Annotated in this window: 13 protein-coding genes and 1 tRNA gene; all 14 read left to right on the top strand. The window is 49.6% G+C overall.

Annotation, left to right across the window (positions count from 1 at the left end):
* Nucleotides 1-165, top strand: a 165-nt coding sequence (locus tag F569_RS19260; protein WP_456077557.1) for an EF-Tu C-terminal domain-related protein, incomplete at its 5' end; no start/stop codon positions are given.
* A 60-nt stretch (nt 166-225) separates the two neighbouring features.
* Nucleotides 226-301: transfer RNA gene (locus F569_RS0100010), tRNA-Trp, on the top strand.
* Nucleotides 302-397: 96 nt separating this feature from the next.
* Nucleotides 398-622, top strand: coding sequence for a preprotein translocase subunit SecE (gene secE, locus F569_RS0100015; RefSeq protein ID WP_026940497.1), 225 nt, complete (start codon nt 398-400; stop codon nt 620-622).
* Nucleotides 622-1,152, top strand: a complete 531-nt coding sequence (gene nusG / locus F569_RS0100020) for a transcription termination/antitermination protein NusG (RefSeq protein WP_026940498.1) — start codon at nt 622-624, stop codon at nt 1,150-1,152. Before secE ends, nusG begins: the two co-directional genes overlap by 1 nt.
* Nucleotides 1,153-1,418: 266 nt before the next feature.
* The gene (gene rplK / locus F569_RS0100025) at nt 1,419-1,850 is read left to right on the top strand and encodes a 50S ribosomal protein L11 (RefSeq protein ID WP_026940499.1); all 432 of its coding nucleotides are present in this window, start codon (nt 1,419-1,421) and stop codon (nt 1,848-1,850) included.
* A gap of 3 nt (nt 1,851-1,853) precedes the next feature.
* Nucleotides 1,854-2,543 (top strand): 50S ribosomal protein L1, encoded by a 690-nt coding sequence (gene rplA / locus F569_RS0100030; RefSeq protein WP_026940500.1) that lies wholly within the window; start codon nt 1,854-1,856, stop codon nt 2,541-2,543.
* A 293-nt stretch (nt 2,544-2,836) separates the two neighbouring features.
* A complete protein-coding gene (gene rplJ / locus F569_RS0100035) occupies nt 2,837-3,352 on the top strand; it encodes a 50S ribosomal protein L10 (protein WP_026940501.1) in 516 nt (171 codons plus the stop codon).
* A gap of 55 nt (nt 3,353-3,407) precedes the next feature.
* Nucleotides 3,408-3,776 carry a 50S ribosomal protein L7/L12 gene (gene rplL, locus F569_RS0100040; RefSeq protein ID WP_026940502.1) on the top strand — a complete coding sequence of 123 codons (369 nt, stop codon included), beginning with the start codon at nt 3,408-3,410 and terminating at the stop codon, nt 3,774-3,776.
* Between the two features lie 160 nt (nt 3,777-3,936).
* The gene (gene rpoB, locus F569_RS0100045; protein ID WP_026940503.1) at nt 3,937-8,022 is read left to right on the top strand and encodes a DNA-directed RNA polymerase subunit beta; all 4,086 of its coding nucleotides are present in this window, start codon (nt 3,937-3,939) and stop codon (nt 8,020-8,022) included.
* Nucleotides 8,023-8,113: 91 nt separating this feature from the next.
* Nucleotides 8,114-12,289, top strand: a complete 4,176-nt coding sequence (gene rpoC / locus F569_RS0100050) for a DNA-directed RNA polymerase subunit beta' (protein ID WP_026940504.1) — start codon at nt 8,114-8,116, stop codon at nt 12,287-12,289.
* Nucleotides 12,290-12,451: 162 nt separating this feature from the next.
* Complete coding sequence (locus F569_RS0100055) at nt 12,452-13,663, top strand: dipeptidase (RefSeq protein WP_026940505.1); 1,212 nt, start codon at nt 12,452-12,454, stop codon at nt 13,661-13,663.
* A 293-nt stretch (nt 13,664-13,956) separates the two neighbouring features.
* Nucleotides 13,957-14,427 (top strand): 30S ribosomal protein S7, encoded by a 471-nt coding sequence (gene rpsG / locus F569_RS0100060; RefSeq protein ID WP_026940506.1) that lies wholly within the window; start codon nt 13,957-13,959, stop codon nt 14,425-14,427.
* 19 nt (nt 14,428-14,446) lie between these two features.
* On the top strand, nt 14,447-16,531 hold the full coding sequence (fusA, locus tag F569_RS0100065; protein WP_026940507.1) for an elongation factor G: 2,085 nt from the start codon (nt 14,447-14,449) through the stop codon (nt 16,529-16,531).
* Between the two features lie 64 nt (nt 16,532-16,595).
* Nucleotides 16,596-17,047 (top strand): GTP-binding protein (locus F569_RS0100070; RefSeq protein ID WP_026940508.1); only part of this gene is annotated, 452 nt, incomplete at its 3' end.

Genomic DNA, 17,047 nt, shown 5'->3' on the forward strand with positions numbered 1-17,047 from the left:
GTTGTGACATTGGACTCTGGCACAGAAATGGTCATGCCGGGCGACAATGTGAACATCAATGTTGAGCTTATCGTGCCCATCGCGATGGAAGAGAAGCTCCGCTTCGCGATCCGCGAAGGTGGCCGCACAGTCGGCGCCGGCGTCGTCGGTAAAATCATTGAGTAGATAGATTGCACATAGCAAGTCGAATACTCGGCTTGCCGCCTGATAAGGACTTTAAAGTATAGGGGTGTAGCTCAGTTGGTAGAGCATCGGTCTCCAAAACCGAGGGTCGGGAGTTCGAGTCTCTCCGCCCCTGCCACTCAAAAAAGAGTAGCCCTTTAAAGTCAAAGTAAGAGGCACAATATAACGAACGCGGTCCGAAATTTTTCGGCCCGCGTTTTGGAGTTTAAGTGAGATGGCTGATACAAAGCCCGCAAAAGATAAAGTCGGACCTGTCAAATATGTCGGTCAAGTTCGTCAGGAGGCCCGTAAGGTGGTCTGGCCGACGTCGCGTGAGACAATCACGACGACAATTCTGGTCATGATAATGGTCATTATAATGGGCATCTTCTTTTTTGTAGTGGATTGGGCTTTGGCTAACATTATTAAACTGGTTCTTGGTTTTGGAGGGTCTGCGTAATGGCAGCGAAGTGGTATATCGTTCAGGCCTACTCAAATTTTGAGAAGCGCGTGAAAGAAACGCTTGAGCGTGAAGCGGCTGAAAAGGGACTTGATCACCTCTTTGAGGAAATCCTTGTGCCGACTGAAAATGTTGTTGAGGTACGTAAGGGCCGTAAGGTCGAAAGCGAGCGTAAGTTCTTCCCTGGTTATGTGTTGGTCAAGGTTGATTTGACGGATGCGGCTTACCATTTAGTCAAAAACACGCCGAAAGTGACGGGTTTTCTGGGAAATGCAAATAAGCCTTTACCTGTTTCCGAGGCTGAAATCGCGCGTATTGTTGGTCAAATTCAAGAGGGCGTTGAAAGTCCGCGCCCAATGATTACATTCGAAATCGGCGAAACTGTTAAAGTCGTTGACGGACCTTTCCAGAGCTTTAACGGCACAGTTGAGAGTGTTGATGAAGAGGCGGCGCGCCTTAAAGTGCTGATTAATATTTTTGGGCAGGGTACGCCTGTCGAATTGAATTACGTTCAGGTTGAGAAGCAGTAAGTCGCATTTTCCAAAGGAAAATGTCGACAACAAAACAACACTCTTCGTTGTTTTGAAAAGAATTTTTCCTCCTTTTGGAGGGCAAGTACAGCGAAACAACTAAGACTGTTGTTTCGTTCTTGAGATTTTCCCAGTGGGAAAATCCAAGTTTGTGGGAGAGGCGGCTAAGTCCAGTCGTTATCGTACCACAGACACCACAATAGTTATCGCCAAGAGGGCGGTAACGTATTTTAACCGAGGCGAATTCGCCTCATATGGAGTGGAAAATGGCAAAGAAGATTTCTGGCTATATCAAGCTTATGATCCCTGCTGGATCAGCTAATCCGTCACCGCCTCTTGGGCCAGCATTGGGTCAGCGCGGCGTGAACATCATGGAGTTTGCGAAAGCATTTAACGCGAAAACAGAAGCGCTTGAAAAGGGCGTTCCGACACCGACGGTCATAACTGTCTATGCGGATAAGTCTTTTACATTCGTGACTAAAACGGCACCTGCCTCTTACTATCTTAAAAAGATGGCCGGCAAGAAAATGGGCGCTAATCACCCCGGCCGTGAAGTTGGCGGAACAGTAACAATGGCGCAGTGCCGCGAAATTGCTGAAATTAAACTCGCAGACTTGTCAGCTAATGATGTTGATCAAGGTGCTCTTATCATCGCGGGTTCAGCTCGTTCGATGGGCTACGAAGTGACGGGAGCTTAGATCATGGCGGGTAAAAGATATAAGGCCGCAACGGCGTCTTACGACAAAACTGTCGATCACAGCGTTTCTGATGCTGTAAAAATCGTCAAAGACAATGCGTCAGCTAAATTTGATGAAACTGTCGAAGTTGCGATCAATTTGGGTGTTGATCCACGTCATGCAGACCAAATGGTTCGCGGTGTGTGTAATCTTCCAAACGGTACGGGCCGCAGCGTTCGTGTGGCTGTTTTCGCAAAAGATGCAAAGGCAGATGAAGCGCGTGCAGCTGGCGCTGATGTTGTCGGTGCTGAAGACTTGATGGAGCAAATTCAAAAAGGCGACATGCCGTTTGAGCGCGTTATTGCAACCCCGGACATGATGCCACTTGTGGGCCGTCTCGGTAAGGTTTTGGGTCCTAAGGGCATGATGCCAAACCCGAAAGTCGGCACTGTGACGATGGACGTTACAAAAGCTATTGGTGATGCCAAGGGCGGCGCTGTTGAGTTCCGCGTTGAAAAAGCAGGTATCGTCCACGCCGGTGTTGGTAAAGCCAGCTTCGCGCAAGATAAGCTTGAAGAAAACGTCAATGCGTTTTTGACAGCTATTCAAAAAGCGCGCCCATCCGGCGCAAAAGGTACATTTATGAAGCGTATCACGCTCAGCTCAACTATGGGCCCTGGCGTGAAAATCGATTCATCTGACGTCAACGCTTAAAGCGAACGTCACAAAGAATTTGGGCGGGATTATCTCGCTCATTTACCAAGCAGTTTAGGCCGCTTGGTCTGTCCAAGACTATCGGTGTTTGCGGTTTTGAAAGACCGCCGACTTAATGACCGGTATAGGCAGAGATGAAACTGATTTTCCTCACTGATGTGAGCAGATTAGTTCGATCCTCTGTTAAACCCTTTACGGGGGGCAGGAAACCGCTCGCGGCGTCCATAACGGAGGTGGTGAGCACTTGGAAGACTTCCGCATGGTGTGGAGGTCATTAACAGGGAGACCGCAAAATGGATCGTTCTCAAAAAGAGGAACAGGTCAAAGAGATCGCTGAGATCTTTGACAATTCCGGATCCGTGGTTATGGCTGAATATTCAGGCATGACTGTTGCGGAAATGACGGAGCTTCGTGCCAAACTGCGTGAGCAGGGTGCGTCAATCCGTGTTGTTAAAAACCGTCTGGCGAAAATTGCCATGAAAGGGAAACCTTTTGAGGCAGCCGGTGACATGTTTGTAGGGCCTGTGGCAATTGCCTGGGCTGACGACATGATCAGCGCGCCAAAGGTGGCAGTTGAATTTGCCAAAGATAGCAAAGCTTTTGCTATTAAAGGTGGATTTATGGGTGAAGAGGTTTTCGGTACCGAAGGTATCGTGGCGCTTTCCAAACTGCCATCTCGCGAAGAGCTTATTGGAATGGCTGCTGCCCGTCTTATCGGTCAGGCCTCCGAAGTGGCTCAGCGTCTTATGTCACCTGGTTCAGCGCTTTCGGGCGCGATCAAAGTGATCGAAGAAAAAGCGGCGGCATAACTAACAACTTTCATTCTCGCAAAATCGAACTGATACTAAACTTAAGGAAGCTAAAATGGCTGATGTAAAAAAACTCGCTGATGAGCTGATGGGTCTAACCATCCTCGAAGCAAAAGAACTCAATGACATTCTCGAAGAAAATGGCATTAAAGCCGCAGCTGCTGTTGCAGTTGCTGGTCCTGCTGCTGGTGGCGGCGAAGCTGCTGAAGCAAAAACGGATTTTGATGTTGTCATGACATCATTTGGCGGAAACAAAATTTCTGTCATCAAAGAAGTCCGCGGCATCACAGGTCTAGGCCTGAAAGAAGCTAAAGAGCTTGTTGAATCTGCTCCTAAAGCCGTCAAAGAAGGTGTGCCGGAAGCAGAAGCTAACGACATCAAAGAGAAACTCGAAGCGGCTGGCGCCACTGTTGAGCTTAAATAGTCTCTAAGATTATTTCCGGGCGGAGTTTTGCTCCGTCCGGACCCTCTCTTTCGCTGAGGTAAAAGGTGAAAACTGGCGGGGGTCAGTCAAATAAAACCCCAAAGAATTTTAAGGACAGCCGGGACTGCAGCCCATTGTCCAAACTTAAAAGGTGTCACAGATGTCGCTGACGTTCACTGGTAAAAAACGTATTCGCAAAAGCTTTGGCCGGATTCCTGAAGTTATCCGCATGCCAAATTTGATTGAAGTTCAAAAGAGCTCTTATAATCAGTTTTTGCAAAAATCCATTCCGCATGAAGAGCGTGGAAAAGACGACGGAATGAATGGTGTTTTCCATTCAGTCTTCCCTGTTCGTGATTTTTCCGATCGCGCCGTCCTGGAATATGTCTCATTTGTATTTGAGCCGCCAAAATTTGACGAAGAAGAGTGTCAGCAGCGCGATATAACTTATGCCGCGCCGTTAAAGGTGAAAATGCGCCTTGTTGTGTTTGATATTGATGACGACACAGGGGCCCGTTCGGTTAAGGACATCAAAGAGCAAGACGTCTATATGGGCGATATCCCGCTCATGACTGAAAAGGGCACATTTATTGTCAACGGTACAGAGCGCGTGATCGTGTCTCAAATGCACCGTTCGCCGGGCGTATTTTTCAGCCATGATAAAGGTAAAGGTCACAGCTCAGGTAAGTTTCTTTTCTCTGCGCGTATCATTCCGTATCGCGGATCTTGGCTCGATTTTGAATTTGACGCCAAAGATATTCTTTATGCGCGTATTGACCGCCGCCGGAAGCTTCCAGCGACGTCAATTCTTTATGCGCTTGGTATGTCCAAAGAAGAAATTCTTGAGCAATATTACAAGCAGATCGCTTTTAAGCGCGACAAGAAAAAAGACGGCTGGACGCGTCCGTTTAATGCCGATGATTATCGCGGCGCAAAGCTCCTGCGTGACTTGGTCGATGCCAAGACAGGTGAGGTTGTTGCTCCTGCTGGCCGTAAGCTTACAAAGCGCGGCGCCAAAAAACTCGCCGATGATGGCTTGAAGAATGTTTTGATTTCCAATGAGGAAATGTCCGAGCGCTTTGCAGCAGAAGACATCGTCAACATGGAAACAGGCCAGATCTATGCCGAAGCTGGTGACGAGCTATCCGAAGAAGCTATGGAGCTGATTAACGAGGCGGGAATTACTGAAATTTCAGTCCTGAACATCGATTTTGTTAATGTCGGGCCTTATATTCGTAATACGCTCGCGGCAGATAAGAACGATACCCGCGAAGGTGCACTTGTAGATATTTACCGCGTAATGCGCCCGGGTGAACCCCCGACAACAGAAGCCGCTGAAGATCTGTTTAACTCGCTCTTCTTTGATGGAGAACGCTATGATCTCTCCGCTGTTGGCCGCGTTAAAATGAATCTTCGCATGGACATGGAAGATGTCGGCGATGAAATCCGCGTTCTGCGTAAGGAAGACATTCTGGCTGTTGTCGATACACTGACCAAGCTAAAAGACGGCATTGGCCAAGTTGATGATATTGATAACCTCGGCAATCGCCGTGTTCGGTCTGTTGGTGAATTGATGCAAAACCAATACCGCATCGGTCTGCTCCGCATGGAACGCGCGATTAAAGAGCGTATGCAGTCTGTCGATATTGAAACTGTTATGCCGCATGACCTTATCAACGCCAAACCTGCTGCGGCAGTTGTGCGTGAGTTCTTTGGCTCATCGCAGCTTTCACAATTTATGGACCAAACGAACCCGCTCTCAGAGATTACGCATAAGCGCCGTCTCTCAGCGCTTGGGCCTGGCGGTCTGACGCGTGAACGTGCAGGCTTTGAAGTCCGTGACGTTCACCCAACGCATTATGGCCGTATCTGTCCGATTGAAACCCCTGAAGGCCCGAATATTGGCTTGATTAACTCGCTCGCCACACATGCGCGGGTGAATAAATATGGCTTTATCGAAAGCCCCTACCGCAAAATCGTCAATGGCAAGCTCAAAGATGAAGTAGTTTATATCTCTGCTATGGAAGAGGCGCGTTATTCAATCGCCCAGGCCAATGCGGAAATTAATGACAAAGGCGAGCTCGCTAATGATTTTGTAACATGCCGCGTGAATGGTGATGTGACTTTGGTGGCGAAGGAAGATGTTGACTTCATTGACGTTAGCCCAAAACAGTTGGTGTCTGTTGCGGCCGCGCTTATCCCATTCCTTGAGAATGACGATGCGAACCGCGCGCTCATGGGATCAAACATGATGCGTCAGGCTGTGCCGCTCTTGAAAGCGGAGGCTCCACTTGTCGGAACCGGCATGGAGTCTGTTGTGGCGCTTGACTCTGGAGCGACAGTTGCAGCGAAACGCGAAGGTATCGTGGAGCAGGTTGATGCGAAACGTATCGTTGTCCGTGCTACGAAAGAAACAAACCTCGCGAAATCTGGTGTTGATATTTACAACCTGCTGAAATTCCAGCGCTCTAACCAATCGACTTGTATTAATCAGCGTCCATTGGTCAAAGTGGGCGATACGGTTCAAGCTGGCGATATCATTGCGGATGGCCCGTCAACAGATCTTGGTGAATTGGCGCTCGGCAAGAACGTGCTCGTCGCCTTTATGCCTTGGAATGGTTATAACTTTGAGGACTCAATCCTGATTTCAGAGCGTATTGTGCGTGACGATGTTTACACATCGCTCCACATCGAAGAATTCTCTGTCATGGCTCGCGATACAAAGCTTGGGCCTGAGGAAATCACACGCGATATTCCAAATGTCGGTGAGGAATCCTTACGGAACCTCGACGAAGCCGGTATTGTCGCTGTCGGGGCTGAAATCCATGCGGGCGATATTCTCGTCGGTAAGGTCACGCCGAAAGGCGAGAGCCCGATGACACCAGAAGAGAAACTCCTTCGCGCTATCTTTGGCGAGAAAGCCTCTGACGTTCGTGATACATCGCTTAAGCTGCCTCCGGGAGCCTCTGGAACGGTCGTCGAAGTTCGTGTCTTTAACCGCCACGGCGTGGATAAAGATGAGCGCGCGATGCAAATCGAGCGCGAGGAAATCGAATTTCTCGGTAAAGACCGTGATGATGAACTCGCCATTCTTGAGCGTTCTATCTATGCGTCTGTGAAGAAAACACTTCTTGGCAAAACAGCCGTGTCTGGTCCGCGCGGGTTCCGCAAAGGTCCTGTTACAGATGAAACGCTCGACGAAATTCCGCGCTCCGATTGGTGGCGCGTCGGTATTGACGACGAGAAAGCCATTGGCGAGCTTGAAGCTTTAAAAGAGCAATATGATAGCTCTAAGAAGCGTCTTGATGACCGCTTCGAAGATAAGGTTGATAAGCTACAGCGCGGCGACGAACTGCCTCCGGGCGTTATGAAGATGGTGAAAGTCTTTGTGGCGGTGAAGCGTAAGCTCCAGCCCGGTGATAAGATGGCCGGTCGTCATGGAAACAAGGGTGTTATTTCCAAGATCAACCCGGTTGAGGATATGCCATATCTGGAAACAGGCCAAGCCGTTGATATCGTACTGAACCCACTTGGTGTTCCATCGCGAATGAATGTTGGCCAGATTTTAGAAACCCATTTGGGCTGGGCCTGTGCGGGTGTGGGTAAGCTCATTGATGATGCGATGGAAGAATATCGCGCCAATAATGATATGTCCGCCCTGCGTGAGACTATTCAACATGTCTATGGTGAAGACGAAACGCTGCCGCGCAAGAATGATGAAATCATTGAGCTTGCGGGTAATGTTACGGGCGGTGTTCCGATTGCGACGCCTGTCTTTGATGGTGCGCGTGAGCCGGACATCGTGAAGATGCTCGAAAAGGCGGGTCTGCATAGTTCAGGTCAAATGGTGCTGAATGATGGCCGGACAGGTGAGCGCTTCACGCGTCCTGTGACTGTCGGATATAAGTATCTGCTGAAACTGCATCACTTGGTTGATGATAAGATTCACGCCCGTTCGATTGGGCCATACTCGCTCGTCACGCAGCAACCTCTCGGCGGTAAAGCCCAGTTTGGTGGTCAGCGCTTCGGTGAGATGGAAGTCTGGGCTTTGGAGGCTTACGGCGCGGCTTATACGCTACAAGAAATGCTGACCGTTAAGTCAGATGACGTGGCGGGCCGAACCAAGGTTTACGAATCCATCGTCCGAGGCGATGATGCATTCGAAGCGGGTATCCCGGAAAGCTTCAATGTCTTGATTAAAGAGATTCGTTCTCTCGGTCTGAACATCGAACTGACAAACGGTTAAAGAAAGGGCAGGGGCGCAGCCCCTCCCATGATTTGAGAAGAATTTTCACGGCCTAGGTGGACGCACCGAAGCCAAATTAAAGGAAAAAGTTATGAACCAAGAGGTCATGAACATTTTCAATCCCGCGCAAGAAGGCCCGACCTTTGACCGCATCCGTATTTCTTTGGCGTCGCCAGAGAAAATCCACAGCTGGTCATTTGGTGAAATCCGTAAGCCGGAAACCATAAATTATCGTACCTTCAAGCCTGAAAAAGACGGCCTGTTCTGTGCGCGTATCTTTGGCCCTGTCAAAGATTACGAATGTCTCTGCGGTAAATATAAGCGCATGAAGTATAAAGGCGTCGTTTGCGAAAAATGCGGCGTTGAAGTGACTGTAACCCGCGTGCGCCGTGAGCGTATGGGCCATATCGAATTGGCGGCCCCTTGTGCCCATATCTGGTTCTTGAAATCACTGCCATCGCGTATTTCTTCCATGCTCAATATGACGCTCAAAGAAGTTGAGCGCGTACTTTACTTTGAAAGCTATGTTGTCACAGAGCCAGGCCTGACCTCACTTGCTGAGCGTCAAATCCTCTCCGAGGAAGAATATCTCGACGCGCAAGCCGAATTTGGCGAAGACAGCTTTACCGCCGGCATTGGCGCGGAAGCTGTGCGCGAAATGCTTATCAATCTCGACCTTGAGGCCGAAGTTGAGCGTACGCGTTTCGACATGACTGAAACGGGTTCCGAGCTTAAGCTGAAAAAGCTCTCAAAACGTTTGAAGTTGCTGGAAGCTTTCATCACATCAGGCAACCGTCCTGAGTGGATGGTTCTAACAATCGTACCTGTTATTCCGCCAGAGCTACGCCCGCTCGTGCCGCTAGATGGTGGCCGTTTTGCGACGTCAGATTTGAACGATCTTTATCGCCGTGTGATTAACCGTAACAACCGCTTGAAGCGTCTTATCGAACTTCGCGCGCCAGACATCATCATCCGTAACGAGAAGCGTATGCTTCAAGAATCTGTTGATGCCCTCTTTGACAATGGCCGCCGTGGCCGTGTGATTACAGGCGCGAATAAGCGTCCGCTGAAATCTATGTCAGATATGCTTAAGGGTAAGCAAGGCCGCTTCCGTCAGAACTTGCTCGGTAAGCGCGTTGACTATTCCGGCCGTTCCGTGATTGTGGTTGGCCCTGAGCTGAAACTGCACGAATGTGGCCTACCAAAGAAAATGGCTTTGGAACTCTTCAAACCGTTCATCTATGCACGTCTTGATGCCAAAGGTCTCTCAGGAACAGTTAAGCAATCTAAGAAGCTTGTCGAAAAAGAACGTCCTGAAGTTTGGGATATTCTTGACGAAGTTATCCGTGAGCATCCAGTTCTTTTGAACCGTGCGCCGACGCTCCATAGATTGGGTATCCAAGCATTTGAGCCTAAGCTAACAGAAGGCAAGGCCATCCGTCTTCACCCGCTTGTATGTGCGGCCTTTAACGCGGACTTTGACGGTGACCAAATGGCCGTTCACGTCCCGCTCTCTATCGAAGCCCAGCTAGAAGCGCGCGTCTTGATGATGTCAACGAACAACATCTTGTCACCAGCTAATGGTAAGCCGATTATTGTTCCGTCTCAGGATATCGTTCTCGGTCTTTATTACATGTCGCTGATGCGCGACGGCGAGAAGGGCGAAGGCATGATGTTCGCGTCTATCGACGAAGTCGAAGCCGCGCTTGATAATGGCTACATCACCGTTCACTCCAAAGTAAAAGGACGTTTCCCTGTCACTCACGAGGACGGGACTGTGACTTATGAAGTCGCTGAAACATCTCCGGGCCGTCTTAAGCTCGCAGAGTATTTGCCGCGTCATCCATTGGTGAAATATGACATCATCAACAGAACGCTGACGAAGAAAGAAATCGGGAAACTGATTGATACGGTTTATCGTCATGCCGGACAGAAGGCGACAGTTATCTTTGCTGATAAGATGATGGGCCTGGGTTTCCGCGAAGCTTGTAATGCCGGTATTTCTTTCGGTAAGGATGACATGGTTATCCCTGACGCGAAATATACGCTCGTAAATCAGACACAAGAGCTCGTCTCTGACTTTGAACAGCAATATGCTGACGGCCTTATTACTAAGGGCGAAAAATATAACAAAGTTGTCGATGCGTGGTCGAAATGTACGGATAAAGTGGCGGATGCCATGATGGACGAAGCTGCGCGTCCGCGTAAGCGTATCAACTCTATATTTATGATGGCCGACTCAGGCGCGCGTGGGTCAAAGAACCAAATGAAGCAGCTTGCGGGTATGCGAGGCCTTATGGCCAAGCCATCAGGCGAGATTATCGAAACGCCAATTACAGCGAACTTTAAAGAAGGTTTGACTGTTATGGATTACTTTAACTCAACCCACGGGGCCCGTAAGGGTCTTGCGGATACGGCGCTTAAAACAGCGAACTCGGGTTACCTCACACGCCGTCTCGTTGACGTTGCGCAGGACTGTATCGTTACAGAGCAAGATTGCGGGACTGAAAATGGTATAGAGCTCAAGCCTGTTGTCGATAGTGGTGAAGTTGTTGTGTCTCTTGGCGAACGCGCTCTTGGCCGTACGCTGGCTGAAGATATCCAAGACCCGCGTAATGGTGAATTGCTTTATCCTGCCAACACATATGTTGATGAAGATATTGCGGCTGAAATCGATGCCTCTGGCCTTCAGAACCTACGCTCTCGTAGCCCGCTGACATGTGACACTGTTACTGGTATTTGCGCCACATGTTATGGGCGTGACTTGGCTCGTGGTACGAAAGTGAATATGGGCGAAGCTGTCGGTGTAATCGCGGCGCAATCCATTGGCGAACCAGGTACACAGCTGACCATGCGGACATTCCATATTGGCGGTACGGCGTCTGTTTCAGATAAATCTGTCACGGAAAGCTCGAATGAAGGTACGCTGCAATATAATGCTGATGACGTCATCAAGACGGATAGCGGCTTTATTGTTAAGTCGCGTAAGCTTGAATTCTCTGTTGTCGATAAAGATGGCAAAGAGCTTGAAATGCACAAGGTCGATTACGGCTCCCGTGTCCCTGTCAAATCAGGCGACAAAGTTAAGCGTGGCGATCGCCTCGCGGAATGGGATCCATATGCAACGCCTATTTTAACCGAAGTCGGCGGTACTGTTCGCTTGCTCGATATTGTTGATGGTGTGTCTGCCAAAGAAGAAACTGACGAAGAGACAGGTATCTCCTCAAAAGTTATCGTTGATTGGCGTGCGTCCTCTAAGTCCGGTGATATCCAGCCTGTAGCGGTTATCGAAGACGAAAATGGTGAGCCGATCAAACTTGGAAATGGCAATATTGCCCGTTACATGTTGGCCGTTGGCGCGATCCTATCCGTACAAGACGGTGACACTGTTAAGCCAGGTGCGGCTCTTGCGCGTATCGCTAAAGGCGGCGCGACACAGCGTGATATTACGGGTGGTCTACCGCGTGTTGCGGAACTCTTTGAGGCGCGCCGTCCTAAGGATGATGCGGTTATCGCGGATATTGACGGTAAGATTGAATTTACGCGTGATTATAAAAACAAGCGTAAAATTCAAATTCTGCCCGAAGATGAGTCTATGGACCCGTCTTCATATCTCATCGCGAAAGGCAAGCATATGCTCGTCTCAGATGGTGATATGGTCAAAAAAGGCGATTACATCATTGATGGTAACCCAGCCCCTCATGATATCCTTGCGATTATGGGTGTCGAAGCTTTGGCTGAATATTTGGTTGACGAAGTCCAAGGTGTTTACCGTCTGCAAGGTGTTCCGATTAACGACAAACATATTGAAGTTATCGTGCGCCAGATGCTGCAAAAGGTTGAAGTTGTCGATCCAGGCGACACAACACTTCTGCGTAAAGAGCAAATGGACAAAATCGAGTTCAACAAAGTCAACGAGGCTCTGCTTGAGCGTGATAAGAATGCAACGCCAGCGACAAGCACGCCGGTTCTGCTCGGTATCACCAAAGCGTCCTTACAGACTCGCTCCTTCATCTCAGCGGCCTCTTTCCAAGAGACAACACGCGTCCTCACTGAAGCGTCTGTCCAAGGTAAGGAAGATATGCTCGAAGGTCTTAAAGAGAACGTCATTGTTGGACGTCTCATTCCGGCGGGTACAGGTGGCAATCTGCGTAAGTATCAAAAGCTCGCCAATGATCGCGATCAGAAACTTCTTGAAGAGCGCGCGGCAAACGCCCCGCAACTCGAAGAGTTCCCAAGCGAAATTGACGGAGACGCTGCGGAGTAACGTAGTGGCCGAAATCGATACTGTGTATCGATTTCAACGGAGTTCCTTCATCGTTGGCGATGAAGGCCAGAGAACTGAATTAAAGCCGTCCCCTTGGGGCGGCTTTTTTATTGCCCTTATCTCTGGGCGGACTATGCTGCCACAAACACAAAAGGACTTATCATGCGTAACATCACACTCGGACTTCTCGCGCTCAGCCTAGCGGCTTGCCAAGGGGAGGTGGCCACGACGCCTGACGATGCGCAGACTGAGCTTGATGCCGCCGCTATTCATGCGCGTACCCTAACGCTCGATACACATATTGATATCCCGCTGACTTATATGAAAGAGATTGATCCAAGCGGTCCGACGGATTTGCAGGTCGACCTGCCGAAGCTCCAAGCCGGTGAACTCGATAGCGGCTTTTGGATCGTTTATACGCCTCAGGGTGATTTAAATGAGGCGGGTTATGCGCGAGGCGCGGCCATCGCAGAGACGCGCAATGCGGCCATTCAAAGCCTTGTGACGACTCATAATGAGAGTTTCGAGCTTGCCAAAACAGCGGCAGATGTTCGCCGTATTGTGGCCGCAGGGAAATATGCCGTCATGATTGGTGTGGAAAATGCCTATCCATTAGGGGAGAGCGTGGAGAGCGTTCCGATGTGGGCAGAGCGCGGCGTGCGCTATATGGGGATTACCCATTTCGGGCATAATCAATTTGGCGACAGTTCCAATATGAATTTCACGCGCGATGACGGGCCACGTTGGAACGGCTTATCGCCTTTAGGCAAAGATCTTGTACGGGCAATGAATGATAATGGCATTATGGTTGATGTGTCCCACGCCGGCAAAGAAACGATGATGCAGGCGGCGGATTTGTCCCGCACACCTATCATTGCGAGCCATAGCGGCGTCAAAGCTGTCGCAGATTCTGCGCGTAATCTGGATGATGAACAGCTTAGCAAGATTGCCGAGGTCGGCGGCGTCGCGCAAATGGTAGCCTTGGGGAGCTATGTCAAACTTCCCACGGACCAGCAGCAAGCTGCGCGCGATAAATTGGACGCCGAATATGGGGATCGCAATACATGGGATCAAGCTAAGCGCGATGCTTATATGGCGGAACGGGCAAAGATCACAGCCATGGCCCCTGAGGCGATTGTCTCTGATTTTGTCGACCACATTGATCATGCGGTAAAAGTCGCGGGCATTGACTCCGTGGGGATTGCTTCTGACTTTGATGGCGGCGGGGGTATTGGCGGGTGGCAAAACGCCGCCGAAACTGCAAATGTCACAGCAGAACTGGTTAAGCGCGGCTATAGCGAAGATGATATCGCCAAAATTTGGGGCGGTAATTTGTTGCGTGTCATGGAGGTAGTAGAGCAGGGCGCGAAATAAACGTCTATAGGCTATGATCTTGAGGCAGAATGGTGGCTTCGCTATCACAACAAAAAAAGCCACATTCAGCTGTTGACGCCACGCGAATCCCCTTCTATACGGCGGCCAAGTTGATGAGCGTGCTGTCTATGGGTTGCCGTAGAAACCTCGTTTAAGACGGAAATAGAATAACCCTATCGGTTCATTCGCGTAAGATTTTACGCGGACGGAGCGATTTTGTTGCAGATAGCCTGTCACTTCGCATGGTGCGAGGGGCGGGATGTTTGCATTTTGTGCAGGAAAAAGGCTTACAGATGTCGAGACGTCACCGCGCTGAAAAACGGGAAATCCTCCCGGATCCTAAGTTTAACGACTTGGTTCTGTCTAAATTCATGAATGCCATCATGCTTGACGGCAAGAAATCAACGGCTGAGAAGATTGTCTATGGCGCGATGGATATCGTTGAAGACAAAGCTAAGACTGAGCCTATCCGTGTGTTCCACGACGCGCTTGAGAATATTAAGCCAGCTGTCGAAGTGCGTTCACGCCGTGTGGGTGGTGCAACTTATCAGGTGCCTGTTGAGGTGCGTCCAGACCGTCGTCAGGCTTTGGCTATTCGTTGGTTGGTGTCAGCCTCTCGTGCGCGCAACGAAAACACAATGCGTGAGCGCCTTGCGGGTGAGCTCATGGACGCCTCCAATAACCGCGGTTCTGCCGTGAAGAAACGCGAAGATACGCACCGTATGGCTGAGGCTAACCGTGCGTTCTCACATTACCGCTGGTAGATCAGGATAAGAGACCGACATGGCACGCGACTACGACCTTAAAGATTACCGTAATTTTGGTATCATGGCGCATATTGATGCGGGTAAAACGACCTGCACGGAGCGCATTCTTTATTATACAGGTAAGAACCATAAAATTGCTGAAGTTCATGATGGTGCGGCCACTATGGATTGGATGGAGCAGGAGCAAGAGCGTGGCATTACGATTACATCTGCTGCGACGACCTGTTTCTGGGCGGGTAAGCGCCTAAATATCATTGACACACCGGGTCACGTTGACTTCACGATTGAAGTTGAGCGTTCTCTCCGCGTTCTCGATGGCGCTGTTGCGCTTCTCGATGCGAATGCGGGTGTTGAGCCGCAAACTGAAACAGTCTGGCGGCAGGCCGATAAGTATAACGTCCCGCGTATGATCTTCATCAATAAGATGGATAAGATTGGCGCGGATTTCTACGCCTCTGTTCAGTCTGTCAAAGACCGTCTCGGCGGAAATGCGCTTGAGATGCAGCTCCCTATCGGGTCTGAGGACCAGTTCAAGGGTGTTGTCGATCTGGTAAAAAATGTTGCCTATACATGGGCGGATGATGCTGATCTCGGCGCAAAATACGACACTGTGGAAATTCCTGCTGAGCTAGCTGATAAGGCTGCTGAGTACCGCGAAGCTCTTATCGAAGCTGTGGCTGAGATGGATGACGCTGTGATGGAAGCCTATTTCGAAGGCACGATGCCTGATGTTGAAACAATTCAACGTCTCGTGCGTGAGGCGACGATTGCAAATAAGGTTGTGCCTGTTTTTTGTGGCACGGCTTTCAAAAACAAAGGTGTTCAGCCTTTACTTGACGCTGTTGTCGCTTACTTGCCGTCTCCGCTTGATATTGAAGCGATTAAAGGTATCGATGTTAAGACGGGTGAAGAAACAAGTCGTCCTGCCGACGATGCTGAGCCGCTTTCAATGCTGGCCTTTAAAATCATGAATGACAAATTCGTCGGTACGTTGACGTTCTGTCGTATCTACTCGGGTAAGCTCGAAACGGGTACGACGCTGCTTAACTCTGTTAAAGAGAATAAAGAGCGCGTTGGTCGTATGATGATGATGCATTCTAACGATCGTGAGGATATCCAAGAGGCTTATGCTGGCGATATTATTGCTGTTGCGGGCCTGAAGCGCACGACGACGGGTGATACATTATGTGATCAAAACGCGCCTGTTATTCTTGAGCGCATGGAGTTCCCTGATCCAGTTATCGAAATTGCGGTTGAGCCTAAGACGAAGTCTGACCAAGAGAAACTTGGTGTTGGTCTTCAACGTTTGGCGGCTGAAGATCCATCATTCCGCGTCAATACAGATGAAGAATCTGGTCAAACTATTATGGCGGGTATGGGTGAGCTTCACTTGGACATTCTTGTGGATCGTCTAAAGCGTGAATTTGGCGTCGAAGCGAATATTGGTCAGCCTCAAGTGGCTTACCGTGAAGCTTTGGCTGAGCCGGTTGATATTGATTATACGCATAAGAAGCAGTCTGGTGGTTCCGGTCAGTTTGGTCGCGTTAAGATCCGTTTCGCTCCGCTTGAGCCGGGCGAGGGTATTCAGTTCGAATCTAAAGTTGTTGGTGGTAACGTTCCTAAGGAATATATACCGGGCGTTGAAAAGGGTATCCGTACTATGGCGGAATCAGGTCTTCTGGCAGGTTTCCCGGTTATTGATTTCAGTGCTGAGCTCTATGATGGGGCTTACCATGATGTTGACTCCTCTGTTATGGCTTTCGAAATCGCGGCGCGCGCCGCGTTCCGTCAAATCAAGGTTGAGGGTAAGCTTAAGCTTCTTGAGCCTATGATGAAGGTTGAAGTCGTGACGCCAGATGAGTATCTGGGGTCTGTAATTGGTGACCTTAATTCTCGCCGCGGTATGATTGCAGGGCAGGAAATGCGTGGAAATGCTGTTGTTGTAAATTCAATGGTGCCTCTCGCAAATATGTTTGGTTATGTGAATGACTTGCGGTCTTCAACGCAGGGACGTGCACAGTTTACCATGACATTCGACCACTACGCGGCAACACCGCGTGCGGTTGCAGATGAAGTCATCTCAAAATTGGGCGGTGCATAGCTTTAGGCTGTGCATTCTAAGTAATAAGATTATCTAACTCCAAGAAAGAATACGGAGCAGTAAAATGGCAAAAGAAAAGTTTGAGCGTAATAAGCCGCATGCGAATATTGGCACGATTGGTCACGTTGACCATGGTAAGACAACGCTAACGGCGGCGATCACGAAGTATTTCGGTGATTTCCAGGCCTATGACCAAATTGACGGCGCGCCAGAAGAAAAAGCGCGCGGTATTACAATTTCAACAGCACACGTTGAGTATGAGACGGAAAATCGTCACTACGCTCACGTCGATTGTCCAGGTCACGCGGACTATGTTAAGAACATGATCACAGGTGCAGCCCAAATGGACGGTGCTATCTTGGTTGTGAATGCCGCTGACGGCCCAATGCCTCAGACACGTGAGCACATCTTGCTTGCGCGCCAGGTTGGTGTTCCGGCGCTTGTCGTTTACATGAACAAAGTTGACCAGGTTGACGATGAAGAGCTGCTCGAGCTCGTCGAAATGGAAATCCGTGA

The organism is Hellea balneolensis DSM 19091, assembly GCF_000428525.1.
GTDB classification, from domain to species: domain Bacteria; phylum Pseudomonadota; class Alphaproteobacteria; order Caulobacterales; family Maricaulaceae; genus Hellea; species Hellea balneolensis.